General features: G+C 73.8%; 12 protein-coding genes. 8 read left to right on the forward strand and 4 right to left on the reverse strand.

The window, feature by feature from the left end; translation table 11 throughout:
- Window positions 1-71 precede the first annotated feature (71 nt).
- The 6 genes from BLT52_RS10530 to BLT52_RS10555 all read left to right on the forward strand — a co-directional run bounded on the left by BLT52_RS10530 (window position 72) and on the right by BLT52_RS10555 (window position 7,959).
- A complete protein-coding gene (locus BLT52_RS10530) occupies window positions 72-1,367 on the forward strand; it encodes an ABC transporter substrate-binding protein (RefSeq protein ID WP_090593152.1) in 1,296 nt (431 codons plus the stop codon).
- A 9-nt stretch (window positions 1,368-1,376) separates the two neighbouring features.
- Window positions 1,377-2,303 (forward strand): carbohydrate ABC transporter permease, encoded by a 927-nt coding sequence (locus BLT52_RS10535; RefSeq protein WP_090593154.1) that lies wholly within the window; start codon window positions 1,377-1,379, stop codon window positions 2,301-2,303.
- Window positions 2,300-3,214 (forward strand): carbohydrate ABC transporter permease, encoded by a 915-nt coding sequence (locus BLT52_RS10540; protein ID WP_090593157.1) that lies wholly within the window; start codon window positions 2,300-2,302, stop codon window positions 3,212-3,214. The genes BLT52_RS10535 and BLT52_RS10540 overlap by 4 nt, the downstream gene beginning before the upstream one ends.
- A 76-nt stretch (window positions 3,215-3,290) precedes the next feature.
- Entirely contained in the window at window positions 3,291-4,895 is a 1,605-nt protein-coding gene (locus BLT52_RS10545) for an apiosidase-like domain-containing protein (RefSeq protein WP_090593160.1), read from the forward strand.
- Window positions 4,892-6,220 (forward strand): apiosidase-like domain-containing protein, encoded by a 1,329-nt coding sequence (locus BLT52_RS10550; RefSeq protein WP_090593163.1) that lies wholly within the window; start codon window positions 4,892-4,894, stop codon window positions 6,218-6,220. The genes BLT52_RS10545 and BLT52_RS10550 overlap by 4 nt, the downstream gene beginning before the upstream one ends.
- A complete protein-coding gene (locus BLT52_RS10555) occupies window positions 6,217-7,959 on the forward strand; it encodes a hypothetical protein (RefSeq protein ID WP_090593166.1) in 1,743 nt (580 codons plus the stop codon). The genes BLT52_RS10550 and BLT52_RS10555 overlap by 4 nt, the downstream gene beginning before the upstream one ends.
- Before the next feature lie 6 nt (window positions 7,960-7,965).
- Here BLT52_RS10555 and BLT52_RS10560 read toward each other — a convergent pair whose 3' ends face one another.
- Genes BLT52_RS10560 through BLT52_RS10570 form a run of 3 tightly spaced genes read right to left on the reverse strand, consistent with a single transcriptional unit; the run spans window position 7,966 to window position 11,140 of the window.
- Window positions 7,966-9,336, reverse strand: coding sequence for an MFS transporter (locus BLT52_RS10560; protein WP_231946255.1), 1,371 nt, complete (start codon window positions 9,334-9,336; stop codon window positions 7,966-7,968).
- A 49-nt stretch (window positions 9,337-9,385) separates the two neighbouring features.
- Window positions 9,386-10,255, reverse strand: a complete 870-nt coding sequence (locus BLT52_RS10565; protein ID WP_090593170.1) for an LLM class F420-dependent oxidoreductase — start codon at window positions 10,253-10,255, stop codon at window positions 9,386-9,388.
- A 36-nt stretch (window positions 10,256-10,291) separates the two neighbouring features.
- A complete protein-coding gene (locus BLT52_RS10570) occupies window positions 10,292-11,140 on the reverse strand; it encodes a helix-turn-helix transcriptional regulator (protein WP_090593172.1) in 849 nt (282 codons plus the stop codon).
- A gap of 113 nt (window positions 11,141-11,253) precedes the next feature.
- Here BLT52_RS10570 and BLT52_RS10575 point away from each other — a divergent pair, with 113 nt between their 5' ends.
- Window positions 11,254-12,054, forward strand: coding sequence for an SDR family NAD(P)-dependent oxidoreductase (locus BLT52_RS10575; protein WP_090593175.1), 801 nt, complete (start codon window positions 11,254-11,256; stop codon window positions 12,052-12,054).
- A 17-nt stretch (window positions 12,055-12,071) separates the two neighbouring features.
- Here BLT52_RS10575 and BLT52_RS10580 read toward each other — a convergent pair whose 3' ends face one another.
- Window positions 12,072-15,257 carry a glycoside hydrolase family 38 N-terminal domain-containing protein gene (locus BLT52_RS10580; RefSeq protein WP_090593178.1) on the reverse strand — a complete coding sequence of 1,062 codons (3,186 nt, stop codon included), beginning with the start codon at window positions 15,255-15,257 and terminating at the stop codon, window positions 12,072-12,074.
- A 109-nt stretch (window positions 15,258-15,366) separates the two neighbouring features.
- On the opposite strand from BLT52_RS10580, the gene BLT52_RS10585 reads away from it, so the two are divergent.
- Entirely contained in the window at window positions 15,367-16,401 is a 1,035-nt protein-coding gene (locus tag BLT52_RS10585; RefSeq protein WP_197678995.1) for a LacI family DNA-binding transcriptional regulator, read from the forward strand.
- Window positions 16,402-16,446: the final 45 nt, after the last annotated feature.

Consider the following 16,446-nt stretch of genomic DNA (forward strand, 5'->3'; position numbering starts at 1 on the left):
CGGACCAGCACGCCACCACCCAGCTCGGCCGCCCAGTGCGCCGACCAGGTCAGCAAACAAAGGAGATTGTCATGACCAGCATCACCCGCCGGGGACTCCTCGGTCTCACCGCGACGGCACTGGCCGGCGCCGGGCTCAGCGCCTGCACGGGGACCTCTCCCGGCGCCAGCCCCGGCGGGGGCTCCGAGCCCGTCTCCAACAACCTGCGCCTCTTCACCTACGAGGACGACTCGACCATCGGCCTGCTCAAGGAGCAGATCGCGAAGTTCGACGCCGAGGCGGGCACCACGACCGTCGTGGACAGCCTGCCGGGCTCCGGCGCGGCGGTCTACCCCGACAAGCTGCGCACCGAGCTGCTGGGGGGCGAGGGCGCCGACATCTGGCGGATCTGGGGCGGGCAGATCGGGGCACCCTTCGCCAAGGCCCAGCAGGCCATGGACCTGGCGCCGTACTACAGCCAGTACGGCTGGGACACCTCGATCAACGCCGCCGCGGTCGAGGGCATGACCTTCGACGGGGTCAGGAGCGGGGTGCCGTTCGTCTCGCTCGGCATCGGGGCCTGGTACAGCAAGGACGCCTTCGAGGAGGCCGGCCTCAGCGGCCCGCCCACCAGCTACGCCGAGCTGGAGGAGGCCAACAGCCAGCTCCTCGCCGCCGGGATCACCCCGCTGGCCACCGGCGGCAAGTACGGCTGGCACGTCATGCGCCTGTTCGAGTACCTGCTGGAGACGACCGCCGGGCCGGAGCTGCACGACAAGCTGCTGGTGGGCGAGGAGACCTGGGACCGTCCCGAGGTCGTCGAGGCCTTCACCGCCTTCAAGAAGTGGCAGGACGAGAAGTGGATGCCGGAGGGCGCCCTCGGGCTCGACCCCGCCGACATCGAGCCCGGCTACGTGCAGGGGAAGGCGGCCTACAGCATCACCGGGCCGTGGACCGAGGCCCAGGCGATCATCACCGCCGGCGAGGACCCGGCCGACTTCGGCGTCTTCGAGCTGCCGACCGGGCACTCCCCGGCCCGTCACTCGGGGTTCGTCGAGGGCTACATGATCAACGCGAGCTCGGGCAACCCGGACAAGGCGGCCGAGCTGCTGAACTTCCTGGTGCAGCCCGAGACCCAGAAGGCGATGAAGATCTCCGCCTCGACCGTCGCCGGGGCCGAGCCCGACGAGGCCGACCTGCCGCTCTCCTACCAGTGGTCCCAGGGGGCGGGCCAGAACCCCTTCTACACCATCCAGGACCAGGCGTTCCCGAAGCGTCAGGCCGACCAGTACTTCGCCGTGCAGAGCGACATCCTGCAGGGTTCGGTGTCCCCGGCGGAGGCCGCCAAGCGGATGCAGGACATCGTCGCCGGCATGGCCGAGGGGTGATCCGCGGTCATGGCCGTCATCACTGCTGACGCAGCGGCCCCGCCGGCACCGAGGCGGGGCCGACGCCGACACGGTGGCCTGAGCCCGTGGCTGTTCGCCCTGCCGGCCCTGGCCGTCTACGCGGTGTTCCTGGTCTACCCCTCGATCACGTCGCTGTTCTTCAGCCTCACCGACTGGGACGGCCTCAGCCCGACGTACAACATCGTGGGGCTGCAGAACTACGCCGACATGGCCGAGGACCCCGTCATCTGGACGGCGCTGAAGAACAACGCCATCTGGACCGTGGTCACCCTCAGCGTGCCGATGGTGCTCGGGCTGGCCCTGGCGATCCTGCTGAACGGGAGGGTCCGCGGGAAGCCGGTGCTGCGGCTCATCTTCTACACGCCCGCCGTCCTGCCGCTGGTCTCGATCGCCTCGATCTGGGGGTGGTTGTACAACCCGCAGTACGGCGCCGTCAACGAGCTGCTCCGCCTGGTGGGGCTGGGCTCGATGGCCCAGCCCTGGCTGGGGCAGGACTCCACCGCCCTGGCCGCGATCATCGTCCCGGCCATCTGGCTCCGGGTGGGCTTCCCGATGCTGCTGTACCTCGCCGCGCTGCAGGGCATCGCGGCGGAGATGTACGAGGCCGCCACGGTCGACGGCGCGACGCGGTGGCAGCAGTTCTGGCACATCACCATGCCCAGTCTCCGACCGGCGCACTACATCGTGCTGGCCCTGTCCCTGATCGACTCCTTCAAGGTCTTCGACATGGTCTACGCCATGACCTACGGCGGTCCGGGGACAGCCACCCAGGTGATGGGGACGTGGATGTACGCCAACGTCTTCCAGTACTACGAGGCCGGTTACGGCACCGCCATCGCCGTCGTGATCACGGTGATCGCGGTCGTCGTCAGCATCCCCTACGTCCTGACCCAGACCCGGGAGCACTCCTCATGACGAGTCTCAACCAGACCACGGTCCCGGAACCCGTCGCGGCCCTCCCCGACGCGCGCCCCGGCGATCCCGGACCACCGCCGCGGCGCCCGGTCGGCAAGGGCGGCATCGGCCTCACCGTCGTGCTGGCCGTGGTGGCCGTGGTGTGGATCGCGCCCCTGGCCCTGCTGGTGATCACCGCGATCCGGCCGCTGTCGGACTTCGTGGGCAACGGGCCGCTGTCCTGGCCCCAGCAGCTCACCTGGACCAACTTCACCGACGCCTGGCGGATCGGGAACTTCAGCTCCAGCTACCGCAACAGCATCGTGCTGGCGCTGCTGAAGGTGCCGATCGGGGTGCTGATCTCGGCGATGCTGGCCTACGCGCTGAGCAAGCTGCGGATCCGCTTCGCCCGGTTCATCATGTTCGCGGTCTTCCTCGGGCTGACGATCCCGATCTACATCACGATCGTGCCGAACTTCATCACCCTGCGCAGCCTCGGTCTGACCGACAGCCTGCTCGGGCTGACCGGGCCGTACCTGGCCTTCGGCATCCCGTTCTGCGTGCTGGTGCTGCAGGCGTTCTTCCGGCAGGTGCCCGACGAGATCCTGGAGGCCGCGCGGATCGACGGGGCCGGGAACTGGCGGATCTTCTTCACGATCATGCTGCCGCTCTCGCTGCCGGCCCTGGTGACCGTCGCCATCCTGGACGGGGTGGCGACCTGGAACGAGCTGCTGATGGCGTTGATCATCCTGAACTCCGAGGACAGCAAGACCGTCCCGGTCGGGCTGCTCAACTTCCAGGGGCAGTTCGCCAACAACAACACCGGCCTCGCCGCGGGGATCCTGATCGCCGTCGTGCCGATCCTGATCATCTACGTCCTGCTGCAGCGCTACATCGTCAGCGGGCTCACCGCCGGCGCCACGAAGGGCTGATCACCACCCGAGCGACGGCGGTCCCGTCGCACCCCACGCCGACCGTCGTCGGCGACCGACCACCTGGAGGGAACCCGTGCTCGCACCCCAGTGGCAGGCCGTCGAGCTCAGGCTCACCGGGCCACGTCTGGACCAGCCCTATGTCGACGCCGACCCCTGGGTGGACTTCACCCACTCCTCGGGGGAGGTGGTGTCCCGGCCCGCCTTCTCCGACGGCGGGGAGCAGTGGGGTGTCCGCTTCGCCTCGGTGCACGCCGAGGGAACCTGGACCTGGCGTGTCCGCGGGGAGGGCTGGGAGCCGGTCACCGGCACGCTGACGGCGGCCCCGGCCCACGCCGACGCCCGGCACCCCGCCCTCCGGCACGGCTTCACCCGGCTCGCCGCGGGAGGCCGGGGCCTGGTCCACGCCGACGGCTCACCGGCGCTGGTGGTGGCCGACACCGCCTGGGCCATGCCGTGGCGCGCGACCGTCGAGGACGTCGGTCACTACGCGCGCGACCGTCAGCGCAAGGGCTTCAACGCGGTGCTGCTGATGACCGTGCAGCCGGACATGGGGGCGAGAGGTCCCCGGGGCAGGAACCTCGACGAGGGCTTCGAGGTGGGGTTCGAGGACCTGCCGCAGGGCCGGCTGACCCGGCTCGTCGTCGACTACTTCCGCTACCTCGACGACATCGTCGCCGTGCTGGTCGACCACGGCATCACGCCGGTGCTGCAGCCGGTGTTCCACGGGTTCGGGTGGAAGGGCCTGCAGGTGGCCGGACCGGTGGTGCCGCCGGAGGACTACGTGCGCTACTGCCGCTACCTGCTCGCCCGCTACGGCGCCGACCCGGCGATCTACCTGGTCGGTGCCGACGGCGACGGGACCGAGCCGCAGATCGCGGCCGGCGGTGCGTACCTGCACGAGGCCGACGCCTACGGCCAGCCCACCGGGATCCACTACCGCCCGCACGCGCGCAACGACGCCCACCAGGACGCCGCCTGGTTGGACTTCCAGTGGTGCCAGACCGGTCACCAGGGGGACCACGTGCCCGACCGCGTCGCCACCATGTGGCGCCAGCAGCCCGTCCGCGCCGTGATGAACGGTGAACCGACCTACGAGCGCTCGGGTCGCTCCGGCAAGGCAGAGGGGTGGTGGCAGGGGCACGAGGCGTGGAGCAACCTCTGCGCCGGGGCGGTGATGGGCGTCGCCTACGGGGCGGGGAGCCTGTGGCAGTGGGTGGTCAGGCCGGACGAGCCGGGCCACGAGCCGTTCTTCCTGGCCCCGGGAGCCGGCTGGCGGGGGGCGCTGGAGCTCGAGGGCAGCCGCTACGTGGGGCTGCTCGGTCAGATCCTGGCCGGGTTGCCGGTGCACGGCGCCGAGCCCTGCTGGGACGTCTCCCTGTGCACCCGGGGGCTGCTCGGGACCGGCGAGCTCTACATCGGCTACGCCGAGCACGGGGGCCGGTGGGTGTTCCTCGACGCCGACGGACGGGTGCCCAGCTCCTACTGGCTGCTCGACCCCCGCACCGGGGAGCTGCTGGCCAGCGGTGAGCGTCCACCTGGCCGGGCCGTCGTCGAGGACCCGTCGTCGGAGGAGGTGCCGGCGCCGCGGGTGATGATCTGCGCCGACCGCCCGCCGCCCTTCCTCGAGCACACCGGTCAGGTCCGTCCGCCTGCCGCGGGCCAGGACGGTGCGCGGTGACGGGGTCCGACGCCCGCCCGGGCGCCGGCGCCTCGTCCCCGCTCCGGGTCGAGGGGGACCGCCTGACCCGGGACGGCGAGTCCGTCTTCCTGCTGGCCGACACCCTCTGGGCGGCGTTCAGCCAGATGAGCACCGACGAGTGGCGCGAGGCGCTGCGGCTGCGCCGGCGCCAGGGCTTCAACGCGGTCAACATCAGCGTCCTGCCCATCGCCCACGACCGCTCCACCGGCGAGGACGAGCGGCAGCCCTTCCGGCTCCGGGCCGACGGCTCCTGGGACCTGGACCGCCTCGACGACGGGTACTTCGCCGTCGCCCGGACGATGGTCCAGCTGGCTGTCGAGGAGGGCCTCGTCCCCGTCCTGGTCGTGCTCTGGTGCAACTACGTGCCCGGCACCTGGGGCGCGGCGATCACGCCGCAGACGGTGCTGGACGAGGAGCAGACCGAGCGGTACGTGACCCGGGTGCTGGAGACCTTCGCCGACCACCACCCGGTGTTCTGCATCAGCGGGGACGAGCGCTTCGACGACGAGGCGGCCACCGCGAGGTACCAGAGGGTGCTGCGGCGGGTGCGCGCCGGCGCCCCCGACTGCCTCACCACGATGCACAGCACCCCCGACGCCACCCTGCCGCCGGTCCTGGCCGAGGACCCGGCGCTCAGCTACTACTCCTACCAGTCCGGCCACGACGACGCCTGGGAGGAGCGGGCCCAGCAGCTGCCGGAGCGCTACCGGTCGCTCCCGGTGGCCCGTCCGGTGGTCAGCATGGAGCCCTGCTACGAGGGTCACGGGTACGGCTCGGGAGCAGGGCGCCACACCGGCGGCGCCGTCCGTCGGGCGTCGTGGACCGGGGTGCTCGCCGGAGCCGGGGCCGGGCTGGGCTACGGCGCCCACGGGGCCTGGTCCTGGCACCGGGCCGGGCAGCCGTTCAACGGCACCCACTTCTCGGGCACCCCCTTCCCGGCGTCACGGGCGATGGAGCTGCCGGGGGCCTGGGACGTCGGGCTGCTGCGCCGCGTCGTCGAGCAGGAGGGCCTGTTCGACCTCCGCAGCCGGGACGACCTCGTGGTCGACGACCGCAGCGGGGTCCGGCTCGGGATGTCGCCGGCCGGTGACCGGGTCGCCCTCTACCTGCCCCACCCCTTCCCGGTGGAGGTGGCCGCCGACCTCGCCGGGTGGCGGCTGCGCACCTGGGACCTCAGCCGGGGTCGTCGCGACCACGTCCGCATCCAGCACGCGGCGGGGGCCAGCCGGCTCGAGCAGCCGGACTTCCTGGGCGACGCGCTGCACGTGCTGGTCCGGCCCGGGGCGTCGGGGGGTGGAGGATGAGCGGCGCGACCGCGGCACGGGTCGGAGGCCCGAGGACGTCGCTGGCCAACGGGCGCTGGACCCTGGAGCTGCGGGGGGACGAGGTCGCCGACATCGCCTACGACGGGGTGCTGCTGCTGCGGGCCGTCCGGCCGGTGGTCCGCGACCGGGACTGGAACACCGTCCCGGTCCGGGTGGTGGGCCCGGCCGGCGGCGACGCCACGGCGACGGTCGTCGGGCTGCGCTTCGAGGACGGGGACATCGGCTACGCCGGGACCCTGACGGTGCGGCTCAGCGCGCACGAGCTGACGGTGGACTTCGAGGGTCGGGCCGAGACGGCCTTCGAGCGCAACCGGATCGGTCTGGTGGTGCTGCACCCGGCCTCAGACGCCGGACGGGAGGTGGTCGTCCGGCACACCGACGGGACCACCACCCGGGGACGCTGGCCGGTCAGCATCAGCCCGCACCAGCCCTTCCGCAACATCGCCGGCCTGACCTGGCACCGGGAGCAGCTGGCCGCGGAGCTGACGCTGAGCGGTGACGTCTTCGAGAACGAGGACCAGCGCAACTGGACCGACGCCTCCTACAAGACCTACAGCACCCCGCTGGACCGAGCCTTCCCGGTGCCCGTGGAGATCGGCGACACCGTCCGGCAGCAGGCGCGGCTACGGGTCGCCGACGAGGCGGCGGCACCGCGGGCCCGCCGGCGGGCCGGCGACGTGGTGACGGTCGGGGACACGGTGGTCGGCCACCTCCCACCGCTCACCCTGGGCGCCGCGCTCCACCCCGCCCCGACGACGCCGGCCGTCCCCGGCCCCGGGTTCGACGGCGTCCTGGTCGAGCTCACCGACCCGGAGGAGCGCTGGCCGGAGCTGCTCGCCACGGCAGCGGCCCAGGCGGCCGCCCTCGACGGCGGTCTCGACGTCCGCCTGGTCACCGCGGACCCCGGGGCGGTGGCCCGGGGTGTCGCCCTGCTGGAGGGGCTGCCCGTCCGGCGGCTCGGCGTCTTCGACCCGGTCAGCCACCTGAGCACCGCCCCGCTGTGGACGGCGCTGCGGGCGGCCGTCCGGGAGACGGGTGTGCGGGCGGCGCTGCTCGGCGGCACACGGGCGCACTTCACCGAGCTGAACCGCGGCCGGTCCGAGCTGCCGCCGGACCTCCCGGCGCTGACCTTCAGCCTGACGCCGACGATGCACGCCACCGAGCTGCCGCACCTGCTGGACAGCCTGGCCACCCAGCGGACGGTGGTGGAGAACGCGGTCCGGATCGCGGGGGAGCGGCCGGTGCACGTCGGCCCCGTCACGCTGGCCCGCCGGTTCAACGCGGTGGCCACCAGCGGACGTCCGGATGCCGCCACCGAGGCACGCGACGCCGTGGACCCGCTGCAGCACACCGACGTCGCCGCCGCCTGGACGCTCGGCAGCGTCCGGGCCCTCAGCGTGCCTGGCGTCGCCGGGCTGACCTACTACGAGACCGTCGGCGCGCGCGGTGTGGCGCTCGGCGGAACACCCGGTCCCGGCGGCCTGAGCCCCGCGGGACGCGTCCTCGCCGTGCTCGCGACGGCGGTCGGCCGCCCGATCCTGGCCGCCCGGACGTCCGACGACCTCGCGGCCCTCCCGCTGGCGGGCGGTGGAGGAGGCACGGTCCTCCTGCTGGCCGACCTCGGCGGGCGGGACCGGCAGGTGCTGGTCCGCTCAGCGGGCTCCGAGCAGCAGGTCCCGCTCGCCGCCTGGGCGGTCACCCGCCTGGAGCTGGGCTGACGCCGCTCAGGACGTGGCCTGCTCGACCATCAGCCTCCGGGTGCCGGCCAGCCCGAGGAAGCTGATCAGCCCGCCGAGCACCAGCAGCACGATGCAGACCACCTGGGCCGCCTGGTAGCCGGGGGTCAGGGTGACCGCGCTCTGGTAGTCCGCCCCGGACAGCCCCACCGCGGCCGGCAGCGCCGCCACGGCGAGCAGGCCCCCGCTGCGCGCGACCGCGTTGTTCACCCCGCTGGCCACCCCGGCGTGGCGGTCCGGCGCGGCGGCGAGCACGCTGGCGGTGAGCGGTGCCACCAGGACGGTCAGCCCGGCCCCGAACACCACCACCCCGGGCAGCACGCCGGTCAGGTAGCGGGTGCCCTCACCCACGCCCAGCAGCATCAGGGTCCCGACGGCGCACAGCAGCGGCCCCACCGTCATCGGCAGCCGCGGGCCGATCCGGGCCGCCAGCGCGCCCGCCCGGCCGGAGAACAGGATCAGCAGCACCGTCATCGGCATCGTGGCCAGCCCCGCCAGCAGCGGGGTGTAGCCGACCGACACCTGCAGCTGCAGGGTGAGGAAGAAGGTGTTCGCCCCGAGCGCCGCGTAGACCAGCAGGGTCATCAGGTTGGCCACGCTGAACACCCGGTCCCCGAACAGCGACAGGGGCACCAGCGGCGTCGGCGTGACCCGCTGCCGGAGCACGAACGCCACCCCGGCCACCAGCGCGACGACCCCCACCGCGACCAGCACGGACGTGGCGGCCGTGCCGGACTCGGTCAGCGCCCAGGTCAGCCCGGCCAGGGCCAGCGCGCTCAGCACGGCACCCGGGACGTCCAGGCCGGAGGTCGCCTGCTCGTCCCGGGACTCCGGCAGGTGCTTCCAGGCGATCAGCAGCACCACCACCGCCAGCGGGACGTTGATCAGGAAGATCCAGCGCCAGGAGGCCAGCTGGATCAGGCCGCCACCCACCACGGGGCCGGCGACCGCGGTGAGGCTGGTCAGCCCGGACCACCTCCCGATGCTGGCCGAGCGGTCCTCCCGGGCCACCGACGCCTGCAGCAGGGCCAGGCTGCTCGGGGTCAGCAGCGCCCCGAACACCCCCTGCACCAGCCGCGCCGCGATCAGCTGGGTGGCGTCCTGGGAGATGCCGCAGAGCACGGAGGCGACGGCGAACCCGGCCACGCCCACCACGAAGACCCGGCGCCGGCCGAAGCGGTCCCCGAGGGACCCGCCGACCAGGATCAGCGAGGCCAGGGTCAGCAGGTAGGCGTTGACCACCCACTGCAGCTCGGTCACGGTGGCGCCGATCCCGACGCCCAGCGCCGGCAGCGCCACGTTGACCACCGTGCCGTCCAGGAAGGCCATCCCCGAGCCGAGCACGGCGGCGGCGAGCACCCACCGTCCTCGGGCGCTGCTCGCGGCGACCGTCGTCGGGGCGCTCACCTCAGAGCTCGCGCAGCCGGGGGGCCACCAGCTCACCGACGCGGGTGACCCACCCCGGCAGGTCGTCGGTGGCCGACCCCACCCACACCGTGTCGACGCCCAGGGCGGCGTAGGTCCGCATCGAGGCCACGAAGGCGTCGACGTCGGCGAGCGGGTCGGTGCCGGTGACCACGGTCCGCCGCACCTCCGCCGGGTCGCGGCCGGCATCGGCGCAGTGCCGGTCGAGCACCGTGAGCTTGTGCGCGACGACCTCGGGTCCGGCGTCGAACAGGTTGCAGGCGTCGGCGTAGCGGGCCACCAGGCGGAGCGTCTTCCGCTCACCCATCCCCCCGATCAGCACCGGTGGTCCGCCGGGCTGCAGCGGCTGCGGCACGCACAGCGTCTCGGCCAGCCGGTAGTGCTCGCCGTGGAAGGGCCTGTCGTCCTCGCTCCACATCTGCCGGCAGATGCGCAGCGTCTCCTCCAGCCGCTCGAACCGCTCGGCCACCGGCGGGAACGGCACCCCGAGACCGGCGTGCTCGCGCTCATACCAGGCGGCACCGATGCCGAGCAGCGCGCGACCTCCGGAGAGGACGTCCAGGGTGGCCAGGGTCTTGGCCAGCAGCCCGGGGTGGCGGTAGGTGACGCCGGTGACCAGCAGCCCGAGCTGCAGCCGCTCGGTCTGCCCGGCCAGGAACCCCAGGGTGGTGTAGCCGTCGAGCATCGGGTCGCTGGCCGGGGCGACCGCCTCCATCTGGAACCAGTGGTCCATCAGGGTCAGGGTGCTGAAGCCGCCCTCCTCGGCGGCACGCGCGGTGGCCGCGAGACCGGGGGCGATCCCGGCCGGGTCCCCGAAGGGGGTGAAGTCGGAGACGTGAAGGGCGAGGTCCATGCGGTGCTCCGTCGGGTGGGGTGGCGGTCAGGGGAGTCAGCGCGGGCTGACGGGCTGGGACTCCCAGCTGGCCAGGATCGGCAGCAGCTGGGCGGTGGGGGAGTCGGGTGGGCAGGTGTAGACGACCAGCGTCTGGTCCGGCTCCTGCGCCGCGCTGACGCTCTCGATCGCGAAGGTCAGGTCGCCGGCGGTCGGGTGGCGGACCAGCTTGGTCAGCGGGGCGTGGTCGCGGACGGCCTGGTCCTCCCACCAGCGGGCGACCTCGGCGTCCGCGGCCACGAGCTCGGCGACCAGCTCGGTCAGCCGGTGGTCGTGCGGCCGGCGGCCGGTCTCCCGCCGCAGCGAGGCCACGGAGGCGGGGGCGAACTCGTCCCAGTTGAGGATGCGCTCGCGGGCCAGCGGGTCCAGCACCAGGTAGCGGGGGAAGGACGCGCCGTGAGCGAACCCGCGTCCGAGCACGGCCGCCAGCAGGGTGTTGTGGGCCAGGACCTCCCCGCGCCGCCCCAGCAGCAGCACCGGCACGTGCTCCAGGTCGGCCATCAGCCGCAGCAGCCCCGGACCGGGCTGCTGGGGTGCCTCCACCGGCCCCTGCCGCCGTGGGCGCCCCGGGGCGGCGAGGTCGTGCAGGTGGGCCCGCTCGACCGTGTCCAGCCGGAGCGTCCGGGCCAGGGCCTCCAGCACCTGCGCGGAGACGTTGGCCTGCCGTCCCTGCTCGAGCCGGCTGTAGTAGTCCGGGCTGAGACCGGCCGCCACCGCGAGCTCCTCCTTCCGCAGCCCCGGGACGCGGCGCGGCCCGGGGAACGCCTCGATCCCGGCGTCGACCGGGGTCAGCCGGTCGCGTCGGGACCGCAGGAAGGCACCGAGGGCGGCGCGGTCGGAGGGCACCCGGTCATGCTAGGCGCCCCGGCGGCTCCGGCCCGGCGGAGCGGGTGGTCCTGCCGTGCCCAGGTTGACCGGGGTCTGGTCCCGGGGCGGCGGGTGCTGGCTGGATGGTGGCCATGAGCTCCGACGCACCCACTCCCACCTCCTCCACCTCTCCTCCTCCCGCGAACCGCCTGCGGGGCCGCACCGCCGTGGTGACCGGCTCCACCAGCGGCATCGGCGCGGCCGTGGCCGCCACCCTCGCCGGCGAGGGCGCCCACGTCGTCGTCACCGGCCGCGACCCCGGCCGGGCCGGCGAGGTGGTGTCCCGGATCCGTGCCGCCGGCGGTCGTGCCGACGTCGTGACCGCCGACCTCGGCGGCAGCTACGCCGACCTGCGCGCCCTCGCCGCCCGGGCGACCGACGTCCTCGGCGGCCGGGTCGACATCCTGGTCAACAACGCGGGGATCTACCCGGCCACCGCGACCGAGGACCTGACCGACGACGACCTCGACGCCATGCTCGCGGTCAACGTCCGTGCCCCGCACGTCCTCGTCGCCGCGCTCGCGCCGGCGATGGCGGCGCGGCGGAGCGGGGTCATCGTGACCGTCGGCTCGTGGATGGCGCGGGTGGGCAGCCCGTTCGCCGCGATGTACACCGCCACCAAGGCCGCCGACGAGCAGCTGACCCGCAGCTGGGCCGCGGAGTACGGACCTCGCGGCGTCCGCGTCAACACGCTGGCTCCGGGCGTGACGCTCACCCCCGGCAACGAGGCCGCCCGGCCGGTCCTGGACCAGCTGGCGGCCAGCACCCCCGGCCGGGTGCTGGTGGCACCGGAGGACGTGGCGCGCGGGGTGCTCTTCCTGGTCTCCGACGACGCGCGCATGGTGCACGGCGCGACGCTGTCGGTGGACGGCGGCATCTCCGTCACGCGCTGAGGGCCGCCGCGACCGGGTCAGACCCGGTCGCCCACCCCGGTCAGCTCGACCGCCAGCGATCCCAGCCGGGGGAGCGGCACCAGGACGTCCCTGCCGTCGGTCTCCAGGGCCGACACGAGGTCGCCCAGGTAGGTGGTCAGCAGCGCCTCCGCGGAGGCGAACGGCACCCCGAGACGCACCTGCACCGCCTCGTCGGCGAAGGACTGCAGCCGCACCTGGACACCGCCCCGCTCGCCGGCGCAGACGCTCACCACCTTGACCCGGTCGTCGTCGAGGGTGAGCAGCTGCCGTCCGGCCGGCGCCTCCGGGGACGCGGGGCCGCGGGCCACCACACCGACCAGCGGGTGGACCGCCTCGGCGGCCGTGGCCACGGCGAGACCCTCCCGGCTCAGCCCCCGGCCGCCGTCGACCCCGACGGCGTAGCTGAAGGTGGCGTCGAAGCCCTGCTGGACGGGGAAGTTCGTGTCCCAGACGTTGTTGTGGACCCAGGAGTAGACGGTGCCCGGCTCCCGGGGGCTGGTGGAGTCCGGGAACGGCGCGTAGGGCAGGGCGATCACGTGCGGGTGCACCAGCGGGGCGTCCCGGGTGACCCAGGCGACGGAGGAGTCGGTGTCGCTGACGGTGACCCAGTCGCGGACGGCGCGCATGTGCTGCGGGGCGCCGGGCACGTGCGCGAGACCGTCCCCGGTGACGCCGCCGCTGATCTCGTAGCGCAGGGTCGGCTCCTCACCGGCGAAGGGGAAGGCGAAGAAGGCGCTCTCCTTGGTCATCGTGGTCGGCTTCCAGAGCCGGTTCTCGATGTGCAGCACCGGCTCGCCACGGCGCAGCCGCAAGGTCACCTGGCCGCGGTCGACGCCGTCGGCGGCGAACTCCACCACCAGCCGCTGCTCCACCCCGTCGTCGACCCGCTCCAGCACCGCGCACGGACGGGCCAGGCTGCGGCTCCCCAGCAGCTCCAGCTGGGGGCCGGTGGAGGTCTTGTTCGACAGGTGGTTGTAGCCGCCGGCGGTGCCGTAGGTGTCGTAGACGTAGGCGTTGAACCCGACCACGGCGTCGGGCTCGACCAGCTCCCGTCCGGTGGCCAGCTCCACGATCGAGGCGATGCAGGAGCGCCGCTCGTCGAAGCGGACCTGCAGGTGCTCGTTGCGCAGCGTCAGCAGCTCCGAGCGCGGCAGCTCCGGAGGGTGCGGGGACCCGGCGTCGTGCGTCGCGTCCCGACCCGGGAGCCCCTCGTCGGTCGCCGGGGAGGACGAGCTGGTGGCAGCGGCCAGTCCGAGGATGTGGACGTCCAGACTCACCACCCCCAGGGCCGGGACGTCGGGCACGTGCACCCGCAGCCAGCGGCCGGCCTCCCGGTGGGTCCGGTTGTGCTGGGCCTCCTCGACGAAGGGCAGCGGCGCACCGCTGCGGCCGTCGCGGACCTCGACCGGTGCCGCCGTGGGCACCAGCGACTCCCGCAGCAGGAACCGCACCGTGGACGTCCGGGGCACGGCCTGGGTGTTGACCGCGTGGACGCTGACCACGGCGCCGGGACCGGTGGGCAGCTGCGCGCCGAGCACGGCGGCCGACTTCTCCAGGAAGGCCTCCGAGCGCTCCTGCGCGGCCAGGGCGTGTGCGGCCTTCCAGTGCCACTGCAGCTCACCGGAGTCCGCGCCCTCGTCCCCGGACAGCCACGAGTTCGAGGCACCCCAGGTGTGCTCGTTGAACAGCGAGATCGAGCGGTAGGTGTCGCGGGCTTGGTCCACCTCGGTGTCGTTGGCCTCCCCGCCGAGCAGCCGCGCGGCCTGGGACAGCACCTGGGCGTCGGTGACCCGGGCCTGGGCGCCGCGTACCAGCGCCTGCGGCAGCGCGGCCGAGCCGACGCCCTCCACCCACCAGTCGCCCCAGTCGCCCTCGAAGGTCGGCAGCCGGTCACCCAGCCGGTGCTCGGCGTCGGTGAAGAACTCCTCGTTGGTGGACGTCCGCAGCCGCGGCCACTCCCAGGTCTCGTTCCAGCGCCGGACGATCTCGGCCGCGGCCAGCCGGGCCGGTCCGTTGTCACCGATCCAGCCCTGGGTGCGCAGGTGCAGCACGTCCCACGGGTAGGGCTCGCGGGTGCTCACCGGGTCGCCGTGCCAGCCGAAGACCCCCGGCGGGAAGGGGTAGGGGTTGCGGGCGTTCGAGGTCAGGTAGGCCGGCAGCAGCCGGTCCACGGACTCGTAGTCCTCGGAGAAGCCGAGGAAGGGCCCCTCCAGGTAGGCGAGCCCGTGCGGGCTGTCGGTCATCCAGACCAGCACCCGGTTCCCGGCCGGGGTGGTCCACCAGAACAGCTGCGGGAGGTCGTCGCCGCCGTTGGTGTGGGGCATCGAGCGGCCCGCCCAGTTGTTGGCCACCGACAGGTAGCGGACGCCGACCTCGGCCAGCGCGTCGGGGAACCCGGCCACCGTCCCGGGCACGTCGGTCTGCATGGCGCTGGAGAAGTCCACGCCGTGACGGTCGCGGACCTCGCGGGCGGTGCGGAGCAGCTCGTGCAGCTCGTCGGTGGAGCAGGTGTCGGTGTGCAGGTTGTACGGCATCGCGGTGAGCTCGACCTGGCCGTCGCGGACCCGCTCGAGCAGCTCCTCGACGTCGGACCGCGGCCGCAGCGCCGCCCACTGCTCGAAGGTCCACAGCGACTCCACCGCCCACCGGAAGCGGGACTCCTCCGGCCAGTCGTCGGTGGCCCGGCAGAGGTCGAGGGCGGAGTCCAGGTAGGAGCGCTGCTCGGCCTGGATCCGGGGCTGCGGGTCGGTGTAGCCGATGTCGAGGTGGGAGTGGTGCACCAGGTGGATGGTCCACTCCCGCACCACGTCGGTGACCAGCTCGACGACGGCAGCCGCCCCGCGACCGGGGAGGCTCAGCCGCAGCCGCTGCTCCTCCTCCGCAGCCGGGACGAGCAGCCGCAGCGAGCCCGTCGGGGCCTCCACCGGACGCAGCGGCACCTCCGTGCCGTCGGCGGCGGTGAGTCGGACCTCGTCGGCGGTCACCGTCCCCAGGCCCTCGAGGTCGAGGCGGATGCTGCGCAGCCGTCGGCCGGAGTCGTCCCGGGTCAGCAGGGGTTCGCAGACGACCCGGAGCAGGACGTCGTCCAGGACCAGCTCGGCGCAGGCGGCGTAGCGGAGCAGCCCCGCGCGGGCGTCGTCACCGGACCAGGGGACGGCAGCGACCAGTGCCTTGTCGGGCATGGGGGAGTTCCTTCCGGCAGTCCAGCGGTGGGTGCGCTCCAAGGTAACGATACCGCGACGCCCTCCGCAAGGGCTTGGCCAGGGCGGGCGCGGACGACACAATGCACGGGTGACCAGGGACCCAGCGACGGCGGCCGCGAGCCGGCAGCCACCGACGATGCGCGACGTGGCCGCCCACGCCGGGGTCTCGCCGATGACGGTGTCGCGCACGCTGCGGGACGAGCCGAGCGTGGACCGGGTGCTGCGGGAGCGGGTGCTCGCGGCGGTGGAGGAGCTGGGCTACCGCCGCAACGACTGGGCCCGGGGTCTGCGCGGCGGCGGGGCGACCGGCCTGCTCGGCCTCGTCATCACCAACCTGGGCAACCCCTTCTACTCCCAGCTGGCCACCGGGGTGGAGGCGGTGGCGGCCGAGGCGGGGCTCCAGCTGCTGGTGGGGACGTCCGCCGACGACGTGGCCCGCGAGCGCGGCCTGGTCGCCGGTCTGGTCTCGCGCCGGGTCGAGGGGCTGGTCGTGGTGCCGGCGGGCACCGACCAGGGGCACCTGGCCGGCTCCTCCCTGCACGGGGTGCCGGTGGTGCTGGCCACCAGCCCGGCCAGCGGGCTCGCCGCCGACGCCGTCGTGGTCGACGACTTCGGCGGCGCGCGCGAGGCCAGCCGCCGCCTCTTCCTCGAGGGGCACCGCCGGATCGCCTTCCTCGGCCTCTCCCACGAGACCTGGACCGGGCAGGAACGGCGGCGCGGGTTCACCGCCGGTCTCGCGGAGTGCGGGCTGGAGGTGGACCCGGAGCTGGTGGTCACCACCCCGGCGGGGGACCACGACGCCGACACCACGCTGTGGCGCCTGATGTCGGCGCCGCGACCGCCCACCGCGGTGTTCGCGGCGAACCACCGCGGCACCCTGGCCGCCTGCCGCTGGGTCCGCAGTACCGGGGAGCGGCTGCGCATCATCGGCTTCGACGACATCGCCACCGCGCCGCTGTTCGCGATGCCGGTCTCGCTGGTGGGCTACTCCCCGGCCGAGCTCGGCCGGCGGGCGGCGGAGCTGCTGCTGGAGCGGGTCCGCGGTGACGTCGACGACGAGCCCCGGCGGGTGGTGGTGGCCACCCAGCTCAGCCACCACGGCCACGTCGACGTGCCCGCCTGAGCCGCCCCGGCACGGCGGGTGCCGTCTGGCCCGACGGCGTCCTGT

Source organism: Auraticoccus monumenti (genome assembly GCF_900101785.1).
Lineage (GTDB): Bacteria > Actinomycetota > Actinomycetes > Propionibacteriales > Propionibacteriaceae > Auraticoccus > Auraticoccus monumenti.